The organism is Nostoc cycadae WK-1 (genome assembly GCF_002897135.1).
In the GTDB taxonomy this organism is placed as follows: Bacteria; Cyanobacteriota; Cyanobacteriia; order Cyanobacteriales; family Nostocaceae; genus Nostoc_B.
Genome location: NZ_DF978423.1, coordinates 150,017 through 166,649 on the forward strand (window position 1 = coordinate 150,017; position 16,633 = coordinate 166,649).

A 16,633-nucleotide genomic window follows, 5' to 3' on the forward strand; every position below is an offset into this window, starting at 1 on the left:
TTGCGTTAATAATTTTTCACATCTAGTGAAAGGTCAATATAATTCTCTGACTAATTGAATATCTCAAGATAGAGTTCAATCTTGTAAAACAAGCTATAGATCAAAATATCAACGTTCTCATAGCTTGATATTTTCATCATGTTTTAAGAGGTAACTATGCTCCACCACATTTCTATTTCTGTAAAAAATCCTCAGCACGTAGCTAATGTAATGGCAGAAATTATGCACGGTAAGGTAATGCCATTTTCACCAAATCCTGGTGGATATATGCTGCTGGTAGGAGATGAATTTGGCACAGGAATTGAGTTTTATCCATTGGGTAGCGAGCTTATTCCAGATAGATGGGAAGGACAAGCCGGATTTCAACTGAATGAACATCCCGCAAATTACACATCAGTTCATGCAGCAATTTCTGTTCCCCTTAACATAGAGGAAATCGAACGTATTGGCGCACGGGAAGGCTGGCGAGTGCTTCCTTGTAGCCGTGATGGTGCTTTTGATGTGGTGGAATTTTGGCTGGAAAACCGTTTGATGTTGGAACTCCTGACACCGGAGATGACAGCAAAGTATTTGGAAGCAACAAACCCAGAGAGATTAGAACAAAGAGCTAATTCTGTTGCAGGTGTTAATGTGCGTAGATAAACTTTTAAGCTGTTACACTCTAAAAGAGGGTAACAGCTAATATTTGATGCAGCAGATACTAAACCTTTTAGTTTGGCTATTACTGCTTGGAGATAAGCTTAAGTCATTTCCACAATTGCTGTAGATACGCCTGAATATCTGAGAAATTATTCCAGAGAATATAAGGTTTTTTGTGTTGGTCTAAATAGTGCGCTAGGCGATCGCGGGCAAATACAATAGAAGCTTGTAAGCCCATATTTAAGTCTGTGAGGGAGTCACCAATAGCAATTGTCTCATCAGCGGGATATTCAGCCATCACTTGCACTTTGGCGACTAATTCTGTACCACCTTCATAATCAGAATTCACCTTGAAGTAAGCACCACTACTATCTAGATCAACGGCGTGAATCGCGGCTACTCTTGGGACTATCTCACCTAAAACAACTTCTACCATTCCCCGCAACCCGCCAGACACCACAACCAAAGGGACACCTTGAAAATCCAGAAAATCTAGCAGTTCGCTAAAGCCTGGACGGATGAGTTGCGATCGCGTATATTCTAAAATTTCTCCATATTGTGCAGAGGGAATTGATTCTAAAATTTTCTTGACTCCCTCTCTTAGTGTTACCCGCTGTGCATACATTTCTGGTAGTAATTGTGCAGCAACTTCTGGTGCAAACTTTTTTAGCACCGCTACAAAGGTTTCTTCAACTGTGATTGTGCCATCAAAATCACAAAAAACAATTCTCTTCACAGCTTGAGCCTCTATCTAAAGTATGAACTTCTCTATACATATCGATAGATATATTTAGATCTGCATTTGTCACAAGTCATCCTATTAGCTTATGACTTGAGATCGATTAATAAATACAGATTTTCCATTAAAAGAATACAAGTACTAAATATTAGGAAATTAAAATAAAAATTTTGTATAGAGATTTACAAAAAAACACAATATCGTATGTTAAGTTTAATACTAATATAGCAAAAATCAAGCTATTAACTGGGTGAGATACTATTATGTTTTAATCAAAGATAAATCAAGTACTCATATATGTATACTAAGTAAGTTGCTAAAATCCAGATTTTATAAGCTATCAAGGGCTGAGAATAAATACTTGTAAATTTTGTAACCAAATATAAATACGATACTCAGATTTAGTTTCAAAGAATTGCAAACATAAACGTTAGCAAGTGCTATCTCAAATAGTTTGACAACTAAGTTACAAAATTAATTGCTCGACAAAACTGATCATGAATGCACTATCCATTACAAAGCTTGCTGTCCCAGATCGATTTTGGTACACAGGAGTTGGAAAAAAAGTCTTAATTGAGTTTGGTGGCGATCGCCCGAAAATTCTGCCAAAAGCTGGACATAGTTCAGGATTTGAAGCAACTGCCAGCTATACTGATCCCATAACAGGTAGACTTCGGTTATATAGCGATGGTCAACTAATCTTCAACGGGCAAACTCATCAAATTTTAGAAGATGGAGTTTGGGGTGCAAAAAGTTGGTCAGCGACACAAGCAGTGACCATTGTACCGACTCCTGATGGTAATCCTGACAGATTTTACATCTTTACAAACAACAACCAGGCGATATTCTACTCTATTGCAGATTTATCTAAAGGTATCAACGGCTCAGTTATTCTTTTGAACCGAAAACTCACAGGGAAACTCGAGAACCCAGGAGAAGCCCTTGGCGTTGCGCCGCATAGTAATGGTAAGGCTTTCTGGTTATTGATTTTCAACGGTAGAACCGAGATAAGGGCTTACTTAGTAGATAAAAGTGGTATCAATAGCAAATATGTTGCCTCATCAATTGTGTTCCCAGAAAATCGGCTGAACCCCTTAGTTGCTAAAAGAGTAAATAAAGGTTCAATTATTTTCAGCCCCAATTGGAACAAAGTCGCCTTGGGTGTAGCAGGATTGGGAATTGCGATCGCCAAAATTGACCGGACTACAGGTAAAATCAGCCACAGTGATTTTTTAATTCGTGGTTCCGCTGGTTATTCCTGCGCCTTCTCACCTGACAGTACAAAGTTGTATTACGCTAAAGGTGATTGGGAGTTTGGTCAGTGGAGTAAACATACTTTAGAAGGTTGGAATGCGACTCCACATCAAATGGATTTAGTCACCGAGATAGAAACCGAAATTGATACCCTAGCTATTGGTGATGTAACTGGCTATTCTGGGCCGAGGTTAGCACCTGACGGCAAAATCTACTGGACAGGCCAAGGTAAATCGTCCCTAGCTGTAGTAGAAAACCCCAACGCACCAGGATACGCTCTCCGATTCCACCCTGATGGTTTACCCTTGGGAAATGGTGTATTTGGTAGTTGGAACTTACCAACACAAACATTTAGTTTTTTGACATAATTCTTGGTCGAAACAGATAAGGATTCTCAATAGTTCACTGTGTCATGGTAGAGAAGTGTCTAGTTCTGCGATCGCCGTATAACTCAGGTTATAGTGGGATTTTCTTTCTGAAAAAGAACACCCCAGATACAGTGAAATGAAATATATTAAGCGTCACGTTAAATGGATTGAACTCATTGTCGAAGTTATTTTTTTAATAGTTTTATTTCTACTGGGACTCTTCCTAGAATATAAATTCGCGGCTTCCTTGTTCTGGCAATTTTACTTATTTATGGCTGTTTTAGCCCTAATCTTACTCTTGCCAATACACTTACAATCTCGGCGTAAACAAGAATTGTGGCTGTTCATTGGTTTCAATATCATTCTATTAACTCTACATTTTTTGACTCTCAATCCTGTAAAACCTTTCACCAAGTTTTATCTCGATGCTAAAAATGGGATGACAATTCAGGAGGTTCAAAGCTTATTTAACCAGCATTTTCCCCAAGGGGGAAGATTTCCTCAACCGGAATGGGCATTAAATGATGAACATAATGATGGTGTCTGGGCAAATCGTAACCCTAAAGAAAAAGGCTTTGTCGCTATACCCGACCAGAATTTAAATTACATTCTTGACCCAAACGATGGTGATTACAATGCGGAAATAGTGACTGTTTATTTCAAAGAGGGCAAAGTGGTAGGCGCTAAGTATTTGCCCGATTGATACTCAGTACTTAGTGATTATTCACCCACATAAGTGCCTAAAGCGCGAGCGCTTTGTACCAAATAACCGCCAGGGTCTACGGGTGAGGGACTTTTAGCCACTACATCTGCAATGGGAACAGCGACAACTTGACCATTTTGCCAAGCTACCATCTGGTCATATTTTTCTTGAGCGATTAAATCGACAGCAGCTTTGCCAAAGACTGTAGCTGTTAATCTGTCTAAAGCCGAAGGAATTCCACCGCGCTGAATGTGACCTAAAACCGAAACTCGCGTATCAACTTTATGACTAGTACATTGCGTAATTTGGTCAGCAATATATTGTCCCATCCCACATTTTAATGATGGGTATTTACCATTTACGTCTAAACTACAACTATTACCAAAATCTACTGTCATTGGAGAAATGCCTTCCGCAACCACCACAATGGCAAATTTTCGTCGCCAAGTATTTCGCAGTTCGTCAAGATGTTGACATAAACCGGGAATTGTGTATGTTAATTCCGGGATTAAAATTACATCTGCGCCGCCTGCGATACCTGCGTATAAAGCCAAATGTCCAGCTGTGCGCCCCATAACTTCGACAATCATCACGCGATCGTGGCTGGCGGCAGTAAATGTGAGACGATTGAGAGCATCGACAATTGTATTCACAGCCGAATCAAATCCGATCGCTCTTTCTGTTAAAGCAACGTCATTATCTATGGTTTTGGGGATGGTGATTAAATTCCAATTGCCCAGAGTAGCTAGTTGATGGATGATGTTCATACTGCCATCACCACCAATGGCAATCAAGGCATCTAATTTTAATTCTGCATAACTAGCAACCATCTCACTAGCATGGGCTAGGGTATCGCCTTTATTGATTGTCCCTAAAATAGTACCACCCATATTCAGCAGGGGATCAATACCGCGTAAATCCCAACCGTGAACACTGAGTGCGATCGCTTGTCGCTCTAATAAACCTTGTGTAGCATAGGGAATACCAACAACTTCCCAATTGTATGTGAGTGTGGCATGGCTCACAACTGCACGAATTACACAGTTTAATCCCGGACAGTCGCCGCCACTAGTCAAAATACCAATACGTTTTTTCATAGTCAATGGTCATTGGTCATTGGTCAAAAGGCAGAAGGCAGAAGAATGAAATTTCATACTTCATCTCATCCGTAATAATAAGACGGCTCATAAATTCGCCCCCATTCTGGTTTGTAAGTCTGCAAAGCCTTCATATATTGAGCGCGTTCAAAGGCGTTAGGATTAGGACAATTTTTCTGGCTCATGCTTCCTTGCAATTGCTGGACGGATTCATATTCGTGTTTTTCCATCCATTGGCGCATTTCTTCTTCAATACAGCGGATGTGATTAATGCCTTGACGCAGCAGTACAGAACACAACATGGTAATATTTGCCCCAACCATCAGCATTTTTAAGACATCGTGAGCGTTATGAATCCCACTAGTTGCAGCTAAGTCGGCATTGATGCGATCGTAGAGAATAGCAATCCAGCGCAGAGGTAAGCGGATATCTTGGGGAGTGCTTAACAGTACATTTGGTTGGACTTCTAAGGTTTCGAGGTTGATATCTGGTTGATAAAATCGGTTGAACAACACCAAAGCATCAGCCCCAGCCTGATCTATACGCTTGGCCATATTTGCCATATTGGTAAAATATGGACTCAATTTGACTGCAATAGGAATATTTACAGAAGATTTGACTTTATGCACCATGTTTGCATAACCTTGCTCTATTTCTTCGGCTGTTACTTTTGTGTCAGTTTGAACGTAATAAGTATTTAATTCTAGTGCTGATGCACCTGCTTGTTCTACAAGTCTGGCGTAGTCAGTCCATCCACTCAATGAAGAACCATTCAAGCTGGCAATAATGGGGATATCTACCCTTTCCTTGGCGTGGCGAATTAGTTCTAAATATTCTTCTGGGCCGATGCGAAATCTATCTGGTTCGGGAAAATAAGTCAAAGATTCAGCAAAGCTTTCTGTGCCATAAGTTAAGTGATGGTGCAGTTCGTAGCTTTCCATGATTAACTGTTCTTCAAACAGTGAGTGCATAACTACTGCACCCGCGCCAGCATCTTCCATCCGTTGAAGATTATCAATCTCTTCAGTTAATGGCGATGATGAGGGGACAAGAGGCGATCGCAATTGCATCCCCATGTATGTTGTAGTTAAATCCATATAACTTTATTCCTAAATAGCTGAGAGATGTGGAGTAAAGCGATTTCTTAGAACCCCTCTCCCCAAAGCGGAGAGAGGCTTTGAATCTTGCTACCCTTCCCTTGCAGGGAAGGGGTTGGGGGTTAGGTTTGAGAGAAAGTTGTATACGGAGTGAAGTATAAAGTAGGAATTTTCACACTTCAGACTTCATACTTGCTAAGTATTGATACATTTGCCATCGAGTATTTACATCGACTTGCGCTTCTTGGAGTAATTGCTTCGCCGCTTCTGGGTTAATTTTGGTCAACATTTTGAAGCGGTTTTCTAAATACATCGATTGTTCTAGCGGTAGTTTTGGTGTGCGTGAATCTAGTTGTAAGGGATTTTCGCCAATGTTGCGGAGTTCGGGGTTATAGCGATACAGTATCCATCTGCCTGAGTCAACAGCGGCTTTTTGATTTTGCATAGCTGTACTCAAGTCGATGCCATGAGCAATGCAATGACTGTAGGCGATAATTAACGATGTTCCCGGATAAGCCTCGGCTTCTAAAAATGCTTTGAGTGTATGTTCATCTTTTGCACCCATTGCCACACTCGCAACGTAGACGTTCCCGTATGTCATGGTGATTAAACCTAAGTCTTTTTTAGCTGAAGGCTTACCACCAGAAGCAAATTTGGCGACAGCTGCTTTCGGGGTGGATTTGGACATCTGCCCGCCTGTGTTGGAATACACTTCGGTATCGAGAACCAAAATATTCACATTTTGATTACTAGCTAAAACGTGATCTAGTCCACCAAAGCCGATATCATAAGCCCAACCATCACCGCCAATAATCCAGACGCTCTTTTTCACGAGGTAGTCGGCAATACTCAGCAGTTCCTTGGCTTTGGGATGATTAAGTGTTTCTAGCTTTTGCTTGAGAATAGCAATGCGATCGCGTTGTTCGCAAATATCAGCTTCATCTTTCTGCACCGCATTCAAAATACTATTTGTAAGTTCTTCGCCTACCACTGGTGCAAGTAAAGTCAGCAATTCGGCGGCGAATTGGGCTTGTTTATCAATGGAAATGCGAAAACCTAAACCAAATTCAGCGTTATCTTCAAATAAACTGTTAGACCAAGCAGGTCCGCGTCCTTCAGCGTTATGCGTCCAAGGTGTTGTCGGTAAGTTACCGCCATAAATTGAAGAACAACCTGTGGCGTTCGCTACCACCATGCGATCGCCAAACAACTGTGTTGCTAATTTAATATAAGGAGTTTCCCCGCAACCGCCGCAAGCACCAGAAAATTCAAATAGCGGTTCTTGCATTTGCTGTTGGTTGATATGATTTAGCTTCAAGTTGCGTCTATCAGGGTTGGGAAGATTCAAAAAGAACTCCCAATTTTGCCGTTCAGCTTCTCGCAATGGACGCTGAGGTTCCATATTGATGGCTTTTTTGCGCGTTTCGGTTTTATTCTTCGCCGGACATACATCAACACAAATACCGCAACCTGTACAATCTTCTGCTGCTACTTGGATGGTATATTTTAACCCGTGCCAATCATGGTCTTTGGCATTGGTACTCTTAAAAGTTGGCGGTGCATTTTCTAGTTGCTGCGGTTCGTAAACCTTGCTGCGGATAACGCTATGGGGACATACCATCACACATTTACCACACTGTACGCAGACATCTGTGTCCCATACAGGAATTTCTTGGGTAATGTTGCGTTTTTCCCATTTTGCTGTTCCAGTGGGATAAGTCCCATCTACAGGTAACGCACTCACAGGTAAATCATCGCCACATTTAGCAATCATTTTACCCAACACTTCTCGCACAAAATTTGGTGCCGTATCAGGTACAGGCTGGCGTAGTTCAATGTGACTATCTACACTTGTAGGAACTTTAACTTGATAGAGGTTCTCTAAGGTTTGGTCTACGGCATTGAGGTTCATTTGCACGATTTCGTTGCCCTTTTTACCGTAGGATTTGGTAACAGATTGCTTAATTTGAGCGATCGCTTCTTCTCCTGGTAGCACACCAGACAAAGCAAAAAAGCATACTTGCATAACCGTATTTATTCTGCCACCCATCCCCGCTTCGCGGGCAACTTTATAAGCATTAATTACATAAAATTTGAGTTGTTTCTCAATAATTTGTGTTTGGACTAATCTTGGTAATTTCTGCCAAACATCCTCTAAGCTATAAGGACTATTTAATAAGAAAGTACCACCAGGGATAATATGCGCCAACATATCAAACTGTTCTAAAAATCCCCATTGGTGACAAGCGACAAAGTTGGCTTGGCTAATTAAATAAGTAGAGTGAATAGGTTGAGAACCGAAACGCAGATGCGAAACCGTCACCGAACCAGATTTTTTTGAGTCGTAGACAAAATAACCTTGGGCGTAATTATCAGTTTCCTCGCCAATAATTTTGATGGAGTTTTTATTTGCACCCACAGTTCCATCGGAACCTAAGCCGTAAAAAATTGCGCGGACTATATTATCTGGTTCGATGTTAAATTCAAGGTCATAATCTAAGCTGGTGTGAGTGACATCATCGTTAATGCCGATGGTGAAATGATTTTTAGGTGTAGTCTCAGCCAAATTATCAAACACAGCTTTAATCATCGCTGGTGTAAATTCTTTGGAAGATAAGCCATATCTCCCCCCCACTACTTGAGGTAATTCTTTCCCTACACCCCAAACTTCATGCAAAGCTGTAACAACATCCAGATAAAGTGGTTCACCTAATGCGCCTGGTTCTTTAGTTCGGTCTAAAACGGCAATACTGCGGGTAGTTGGGGGTAAAACATTAACAAATCTTTGACTATCAAAAGGACGATAAAGCCGCACTTTGACTACGCCGACTTTTTCACCACGGGCATTGAGATAATCTACTGTTTCTTGGACGGCTTCGCAACCAGAACCCATAATAACGATGATTCTTTCGGCGATGGAGTCGCCATAATATTCAAATAATTGGTATTGTCGCCTTGTCATTTGGGCGAACTCATCCATCACTTTTTGGGTGATTTCAGGACAACCATCATAGTAAGAATTAACTGTTTCCCTAGCTTGAAAATAAACATCAGGGTTTTGGGCTGTACCCCGTAACACTGGTTTATCGGGAGTCAGGGCGCGGGAAAGATGGGCAAAAACTAATTCATTGGGGATGAACGTGCGTAAATCATCCTCATTTAATAGTTCTAATTTATTAACTTCGTGGGAAGTACGAAAACCATCAAAGAAATGTAAAAAAGGGATGCGCGATTCTAAACTTGCTCTAGTAGAAATTAAAGCAAAATCATGGGCTTCTTGCACAGAGGCGGCGCATAACATAGCAAAACCAGTACCACGGGTTGCCATAACATCACTATGGTCGCCAAAAATTGAGAGACCTTGGGCGGCGAGCGATCGCGCGGCAATATGAAATACTGTAGGTGTGAGTTCTCCCGCAATTTTGTACATATTCGGGATCATCAACAATAATCCCTGGGATGCGGTGAATGTGGTTGTCAGAGAACCCGTTTGCAACGCCCCATGTACAGCACCAGCCACACCGCCTTCACTCTGCATCTGCACTACCTTTGGTACAGTTCCCCAAATATTGAGCTTGCTTTCACTAGTCCAAGCATCAGCCCATTCAGCCATCGGCGACGAAGGTGTAATGGGATAAATTGCTATGACTTCATTTAGTCGATAGACAACTTGGGCGACAGCCTCATTACCATCTATGGTTGCAAAGGTTCTCTTGTTCATTGTTCTGCATTCCCCTGAGTTAAAAGAAAGTGCTGAGTAAAAATACTAGTTCCTAGAGCATCGATTCACTAATCAAAAACCTAACCCCCAGCCCCCTTTCCTACTAGGAAAGGGAGTAGCTCAACACCCGTCTCCGATACAGAGAAGGTTATAGGGAGAAGTTCTTTCAGAATTACTGAATTGGTGTTCTAGTACATATCGGCGAAAATAAAACATTGATTCATTTCAAACTTCCGCCTTTTTGTACTAGCCTGTCTTTCTTCTAGACTTTGCTGTTTCTAACTTGAAGTTAGAACAGAAATTTGAGGAACTTGTGAGGACAATATACAAGGGATAGTATGTAGTGATTTCTGGTTTAATTTGCACATTTGAGAACCACTATCGAGTCAGGCTTTAACCAATATCTTCAAAATATGCGTCTTGGATATGAGAATTTTTGCTTCGTCCTAACAATATTTAGTGTAATAGATTATACAAAAATATTATAGTTGCTTCTAAACATCCTATTTTTAAGATAGACTCTCAATTCCTCGACTTTACATCAATTTGCTGATTGTAGCTGGGTGTGAAAATTAAGCCGCTTCTTGGGCATACTAGCTTTACAGCGTTAAATTATACTGCGAGGTAAGTAGAAATGGTAGACAAAAATTTTACTCCCGTCATCCCTGGATATGAAATTAGTTAGAAGAATAGACATAAAGTCTTTTCCCAATTTTGGAAATAATTTAAGCATCGTTAACGTTATTTACTGTTCACATAGCAATACTATCCAGACACAACTTGTAGAACACGGCTCATGAAAGGTATAAATTCACTTTCTCTGACACAAAAATCTCCAGTCATTCTAGTAGCTGATGATGATCCAGTTATCCGAGTGACATTGCGACGAATTATGGAAAATGAAGGCTATCAGGTGGTTGAAGTTTCTAATGGTAAGCAATGTTTAGATGCTTATGAAACTGTTAAGCCAGATATCATTTTACTAGATGCTATCATGCCTGTGATGGATGGTTTTACATGTTGTCAACAGTTATTGCAAATTAACAGAAATAAGTTGAAATCAGCCCTTACAAAGTTTAATACTGATTTAGAAATACATGATATTTTAATTTCTAAACTTTGGAAACATACTCCAATATTAATGATTACGAATCTAGATGATGAGGATTCTATTAATCGTGCCTTTGATGTCGGTGTAATCAATTTTATTAGCAAGCCGATTCAACTAACAGTATTACGTCGACAGTTGCGACAATTACTTAAACAAGCCCAAGTTTATAAACAACTAGAGGCGGCCAATCAGGCTTTACAGGAATTAGCAAACGTAGATAGTTTAACTGGTTTGGCTAATCGTCGTCGTTTTGATGACTACCTCAATACTCAGTGGATTAATTTAGCTCAACAAGAGTCTCCTTTATCTTTGATTCTCTGTGACATTGACTTTTTTAAATTTTATAACGACAAATATGGCCATCCTGTAGGAGATATTTGTTTACAGAAAGTAGGTAATGCGTTACACTCTACAGTTCAAAAATATCAAGATTTAGTAGCCCGTTATGGTGGAGAAGAATTCGCAGTTATTATGCCAAATACCCATGCGGCTGGGGCTGTTCATATTGCCCATTTAATACAATCTGAAGTCAGAGACTTACAAATTATTCATGACGGGTCTTTAATTAGTCAATATGTTAGTTTAAGCTTAGGAGTAGCAACTGTTATTCCTACGTGGGAATCTTCGCCTCTAGATTTAATTGTGGATGCAGATAAGGCACTTTACCAAGCAAAAGAAGCAGGACGTAATCGCATTGTTTCAAATATTAAAATGATGGTTTAAAATCTCAGTTATTATTCAGCTAATACAAAGCATTCACTCATTACATCTGTCACCTGTCACATATACCCTACGATATACTGCACAATAAATGTAGTTCGTTGTGGTGACTACCAACAAATGCCAACTACACTTGCAGACGCGCAAAATTTAGTTTCTGACCTCATCTCCCGCTACTCATCCCGTGTAGATTATTTGATGATTCGCCTAGAGGAAGCAGAAGGGACTGATATCTTGTTGCGTGGCGACAAGGTAGAAACCCTGAGTGAAGGTATTTCTATTGGTGGACATATTCGCGCTTGTTATAAAGGTGGTTGGGGTTTAAGCAGTTTTAACCAGCTTTCTACTATTAAAGAACGGATTGAAGAAGCGATCGCAGCTGCTTTGATGGTGGGTGATGAAGAAACTTTACTAGCTCCCATTGATCCAGTGCAAGCCATCTGTCAACTACCGCTAACGGGGACAGATCCGCGTAAAATTAGCTTATCGCAGAAAAAAGAATTGTGCGATCGCTACACGCAACTATTAAAAAGTGTTGACCCTCAAATTACTACAACTTCTGTCCGTTACGGTGACAGCGCCCAAAGAATCATTATTGCCACCTCCGAAGGTACACTGATTGAACAATCTTGGGTAGATATGGAAATGCGCTTTGCAGCGACTGCAAGAAATGGCGAAACTGTCCAAACTGGAAGGGAAACTACTGGTTCTCGCAAAGCCTACGAAGATTTAATTAATTTAGATGAACAAGTAAAAAGTTCGGCTCAAAGGGCGGTTGCGGCTTTATCTCTCCCATCAGTTAAAGGTAATACCTACACCGTAGTTATTGATCCCATCCTTACAGGTTTATTTGTTCATGAAGCTTTTGGTCATCTTTCTGAAGCAGATATGGCTTACGAAAATCCCGACTTACTAGAAGTTATGACCATCGGACGGCGGTTTGGGCCAAAAGAACTGCAAATTTTTGATGGTGCAGCCCCAGAAGGACATCGCGGAAGTTATTTTTATGATGATGAAGGGACACCCGCTACTACCACCCAACTCATCCAAGATGGAATTTTAGTTGGTCGGTTACATTCACGGGAAACCGCAGGTAAATTAGACGAAGCCCCCACAGGTAACGCCCGTTGTCTTAATTATCACTTCAGCCCCATTGTCCGTATGACCAATACCTGGATAGAACCGGGTAAAACTCCAGTTGCAGACTTATTTACAGATATCAAAGAAGGCGTTTATGCTCGTAACTGGCTAGGCGGGATGACTAATGGCGAAATGTTTACCTTTAGCGCCGGGGAAGCATGGATGATTAGAAACGGTAAAATTGCTGAACCCGTTAAAGATGTGACACTTTCGGGTAATGTTTTTCAAACCCTGGCTGATATTGAAGCAATTGGTGATGACTTCTACTGGGATGAGTCTGGTGGTTGCGGTAAAGGTGGACAAAATGGTTTACCTGTAGGTTGCGGTGGCCCCAGTCTGCGAATTAGAGATGTAGTTGTCGGTGGAGAAACCTAGGTAATTTGTAATTCGTAATTTGTAATTTGTAATTAGCAACTACGAGTTATCAATTACGAATTATCTATGACTTTTTTGAGTAAAGCCATCCACATATCTGGCGGATCAGCATAATAATCTATTTCTTCAACTTGATATTTAGTTAATTCAGCACCACGCCGCAAAATAATATAATCACAAGGCTGAATACCTTTGCCAACCCCTGTCATTTGTCCTTCTAGACCTTGATTGATTGACTCAAATACGTAATCTCTGCCTTTAACAAATTGACTGTAGTCATGTGTTTTGTACTTTTGGGCAGTCTCATTTGTGGGAATAATTAATAGCGGCAACCAATTAAAAAAATTGAAACTTAAATTCATGGCTTTTTTGATACAAATTTAATATTTTGTCAAAGTTGTTTCTATAAAACAGAGCAATAATATCATTTCCAAGTTAATTAGTTATGATTCGGGCATCTGTGTAAAAATCGGCAAACTATCTTTACCCTATACCCAACAATAATTTTATAAGCGATATTCAGAATTGATTCAAGTTTTTTGTAGACCTAATTCTGAATTTTGATTGTTTAATTTTTATCTCAAAATTATATCTGTGTTGCCGATGATGCCAAGCAGATTATTCTTAAACTATTGACTTTCTTGTTTTAAACTCCAAAGCTACTCATTTACTACATAAAATACAGGAGTATAAACCACAGTGTCCACAGTAAATTTACTAAAGTAATAATTTAGAATTATTAAGGTATAAATCTTGTTTACCTGACTTTAAATTGTTGATGAATATACAAATTTCAAATTACTTTGGAGGGTAATTTATATGAATTCTTGTATACATTTATTCCTAAACAACTTCAGCTTTGTTTAAAGCAACATCTACCTGAAGTAGCAGTGATTGTAAGGTAGAAGAGTTATCTAATACAACATCTGCCAGAGATATCTTTTCGGCTAAAGGTAATTGGCTGGTAATTCTTGCTTGTGCTTGTTCTGGATGAAGATGATTTCTCTGGATTAATCTTTGCAACTGTTCTGCTTCTGAACAACTGACTACCCAAATTTCTGTAACTAAATGTGTCATGTGGGCTTCAAACAAAAGTGGAATAACTAACACCAGAGTTTCCGCAGTGGATGTAGCAATTGCTTGTAGAAAACAGTTTTTGACATAAGGGTGAATCAAATCTTCTACCCATTGGCGTTCTTGTTGATTTTGAAAGATAATTTCTCCTAGTTGCTGACGGTTGAGATTACCATCAGGAAGTAATATTTGTTCACCGTAACGTTGAGCGATCGCCTGTAAAATAGGTGAACCAATAGAAACTGCATCTCTAGCATAAATATCCGCATCAAAAATCGGCAGGTGATAAGCACTGGCTAAATAATTAGCAACGGTGGTTTTACCTGTAGCAATTCCTCCAGTTAAGCCGATGATGCGTTTGGTCATTGGTCAATAGTTAAAAGTGCTGTTAGCGGTAGCGGGGCGTTTAGCCCGTGCTGAGTAGTAGTATATTCTTCCCCTGGACTTCACACTTCATACTTTTTCACCAAGGCTTGAGTTAGCCCATCTAAGGTATATTCTTCAGCCTCAACATCTACCCGTCCGAATAAAGCATGACAAGTTTTAGAAGTTTGGGGGCCAATGGAAGCAATGCAAACATCCTGTAAATTGACAACAGAGTGATTAGCAAATGTGTTGTCTATAATTTGACAGAAAAATTGTACAGTTTTAGAACTCGCAAAGGTAATAATATCTACTTGATGATTTTGTAAAGCTAATTTGGCTGATTCTGGAATACTATTGGGACAGCAAGATTGATATGCTGCAACTTCAACAACTTCTGCGCCCTTGGCTGTTAATTCTTTGACTAAAATTTCTCGACCACCAGTTTCGACCCTGGGGAATAAAATCTTTTTACCTGACAAAGCTTCGGGAAAATGTTCTACTAAAGAATCTGCGACAAAGTTAGGGGGAATAAAATCTGGTTTTAGGGCTTGTTGTCTGAGACATTGGGCTGTTTTTTCGCCAACAACTGCAATTTTCACATTAGCTAAAGCGCGAGAATCTTGACCCAAGGCTGTTAATCTGGCAAAAAAGTATTCAATACCGTTGGTTGAAGTGAGAATTAACCAGTGGAAGTCAGATAAACTAGCGATCGCACAATCTAAATCTGTCCAACTAGAAGGCGGGCCGATTTCTAATGTGGGCATTTCAATGACTTTAGCACCAACCGCCTGGAGGAGATCGCTAAATTCGCTCGACTGTCCCACAGAACGAGTAACTAAGATAGTTTTTCCAGCGAGGGGGAGGTGGTTGGACATAGTGGCGCGACTAGGAATAATTGCTGTAGTGGAATCCTCAGAATTTATTGTCTCAGATTGTAAGTACTGCCGTAGACCAACAACTTCACCAATGACAATTACCACTGGCGAGAGTGATAACCCTGCGGTTTTTTCTAAAATATTGTTGAGTTGACCAGTCCAAATTTCTTGATTTGGCGTTCCCGCCCAACGGATAATCGCAATGGGAGTGAGAGGCGATCGCTTCCGCCGCAACAATTGATGTAAAATCTCTGGTAGATTCTGCCCACCCATCAAAATTACTAGCGTCTCTAACCTTGACAGCGCCTCCCAGTCCAAAGCATCTGGTTCGTGGGCGGTAAACACAGCAAAACATCGACTCATCACCGGGTCTGTCAAAGGAATTCCCGCAAACAACGGTGCTGCTAAAGCCGAAGAAATTCCTGGTATTACTTCAAACTCACAACCAGCAGCTTTCAAGGCTGCAATTTCAGCAGTACAGCGGCCAAAAATAAACGGGTCGCCTGATTTTAACCGGACAACTTGTTGACCCGCTTGACAGTGCTGTACTAATAATTTGTTAATTTCCCCTTGGGGTGTACTGGGTTTACCACCACGTTTACCCACATCTAACTTCAAACAATTTGCTGGTACACACTGTAATAATTGCTCATCTACCAGAGCATCGTAGACCAATACCTCAGCCACAGCCAAGAGATGATAAGCCTTAACTGTCAAGTACGCCACATCTCCCGGCCCTGCACCTACGAGGTAAACTTTGCCCTGGTGTTTAGTCATGATCTGAGATTAATGCGATCGCGCAACAAAATTTCATCACATCAGTCAAGTTAATCTTCCATAAATTAGTGAGCTTAGAATAATTTTATAAATCTCTATTACTTTGGCAAATGCAAAATCCTGAACCCTCAAGAAATAACCTTACTATTTACATAAGGTTTTGTTAAGCAACACCACTTCTCATTTGGTTTTGTGCTTTACAGCAATTTATTCAAGCTATCCGCAATGAAAGAGCTTAAAAAAGAGTATGGTCGCTAATCGGTCAACTCAGGTAAAGTTTTTAGACTACGGAGTGAAATTACCATCAATCAACTAGAGAAGGCTTCTTCAAGAACTAAAGCTCTGTATTTCAAATCAACTACAGCTTTATAAGCAGCAGAATTGTGATATTTTCTATATGGTGAAGATTTTCCACGCTGAAGCTCAAATAAAACAGCTTCTTCCCAAGACTTTTGCTGATATGAAGTGAGTACATTCTTAGGTAATCCCTCAAAACGCAACATATATGGAGGGCTACCAACTTCTCCACGACGGAGATGAAATCGCCATAACTCACATCTTGCACCTGGAAATAGTA

General features: G+C 40.3%; 13 protein-coding genes. 5 read left to right on the forward strand and 8 right to left on the reverse strand.

Features of this window, described 5'->3' with window-relative positions:
- The first annotated feature begins 156 nt into the window (after positions 1 to 156).
- Complete coding sequence (locus tag NCWK1_RS05020) at positions 157 to 642, forward strand: hypothetical protein (RefSeq protein ID WP_096580823.1); 486 nt, start codon at positions 157 to 159, stop codon at positions 640 to 642.
- Between the two features lie 103 nt (positions 643 to 745).
- On the opposite strand, the gene NCWK1_RS05025 is transcribed toward NCWK1_RS05020, so the two are convergent.
- Positions 746 to 1,375, reverse strand: coding sequence for an HAD-IB family phosphatase (locus tag NCWK1_RS05025; protein WP_103123946.1), 630 nt, complete (start codon positions 1,373 to 1,375; stop codon positions 746 to 748).
- A gap of 500 nt (positions 1,376 to 1,875) precedes the next feature.
- On the opposite strand from NCWK1_RS05025, the gene NCWK1_RS05030 reads away from it, so the two are divergent.
- Positions 1,876 to 3,000, forward strand: a complete 1,125-nt coding sequence (locus NCWK1_RS05030; RefSeq protein WP_103123947.1) for a hypothetical protein — start codon at positions 1,876 to 1,878, stop codon at positions 2,998 to 3,000.
- A gap of 136 nt (positions 3,001 to 3,136) precedes the next feature.
- Positions 3,137 to 3,703 (forward strand): hypothetical protein, encoded by a 567-nt coding sequence (locus tag NCWK1_RS05035; protein WP_103123948.1) that lies wholly within the window; start codon positions 3,137 to 3,139, stop codon positions 3,701 to 3,703.
- 17 nt (positions 3,704 to 3,720) lie between these two features.
- Here NCWK1_RS05035 and NCWK1_RS05040 read toward each other — a convergent pair whose 3' ends face one another.
- The 3 genes from NCWK1_RS05040 to nifJ form a co-directional block, all read right to left on the reverse strand.
- Complete coding sequence (locus NCWK1_RS05040; protein WP_103123949.1) at positions 3,721 to 4,800, reverse strand: ATP-dependent 6-phosphofructokinase; 1,080 nt, start codon at positions 4,798 to 4,800, stop codon at positions 3,721 to 3,723.
- A 65-nt stretch (positions 4,801 to 4,865) separates the two neighbouring features.
- Entirely contained in the window at positions 4,866 to 5,897 is a 1,032-nt protein-coding gene (locus NCWK1_RS05045; protein ID WP_103123950.1) for a dihydroorotate dehydrogenase-like protein, read from the reverse strand.
- Between the two features lie 172 nt (positions 5,898 to 6,069).
- The gene (gene nifJ / locus NCWK1_RS05050; protein ID WP_103123951.1) at positions 6,070 to 9,618 is read right to left on the reverse strand and encodes a pyruvate:ferredoxin (flavodoxin) oxidoreductase; all 3,549 of its coding nucleotides are present in this window, start codon (positions 9,616 to 9,618) and stop codon (positions 6,070 to 6,072) included.
- 796 nt (positions 9,619 to 10,414) lie between these two features.
- Between nifJ and NCWK1_RS05055 the strand changes: the two genes are divergently transcribed.
- Positions 10,415 to 11,452, forward strand: coding sequence for a GGDEF domain-containing response regulator (locus NCWK1_RS05055; protein ID WP_103123952.1), 1,038 nt, complete (start codon positions 10,415 to 10,417; stop codon positions 11,450 to 11,452).
- 117 nt (positions 11,453 to 11,569) lie between these two features.
- The gene (locus NCWK1_RS05060; RefSeq protein WP_103123953.1) at positions 11,570 to 12,964 is read left to right on the forward strand and encodes a TldD/PmbA family protein; all 1,395 of its coding nucleotides are present in this window, start codon (positions 11,570 to 11,572) and stop codon (positions 12,962 to 12,964) included.
- 53 nt (positions 12,965 to 13,017) lie between these two features.
- Here NCWK1_RS05060 and NCWK1_RS05065 read toward each other — a convergent pair whose 3' ends face one another.
- The 4 genes from NCWK1_RS05065 to NCWK1_RS05080 all read right to left on the reverse strand — a co-directional run.
- Complete coding sequence (locus NCWK1_RS05065) at positions 13,018 to 13,326, reverse strand: hypothetical protein (protein WP_103123954.1); 309 nt, start codon at positions 13,324 to 13,326, stop codon at positions 13,018 to 13,020.
- 481 nt (positions 13,327 to 13,807) lie between these two features.
- Complete coding sequence (gene coaE, locus NCWK1_RS05070; protein WP_103123955.1) at positions 13,808 to 14,404, reverse strand: dephospho-CoA kinase; 597 nt, start codon at positions 14,402 to 14,404, stop codon at positions 13,808 to 13,810.
- 80 nt (positions 14,405 to 14,484) lie between these two features.
- Positions 14,485 to 16,056, reverse strand: a complete 1,572-nt coding sequence (gene cobA, locus NCWK1_RS05075) for a uroporphyrinogen-III C-methyltransferase (RefSeq protein ID WP_103123956.1) — start codon at positions 16,054 to 16,056, stop codon at positions 14,485 to 14,487.
- A 308-nt stretch (positions 16,057 to 16,364) separates the two neighbouring features.
- The coding region (locus NCWK1_RS05080; protein ID WP_222838768.1) for a hypothetical protein at positions 16,365 to 16,633 on the reverse strand (269 nt) is incomplete at its 5' end.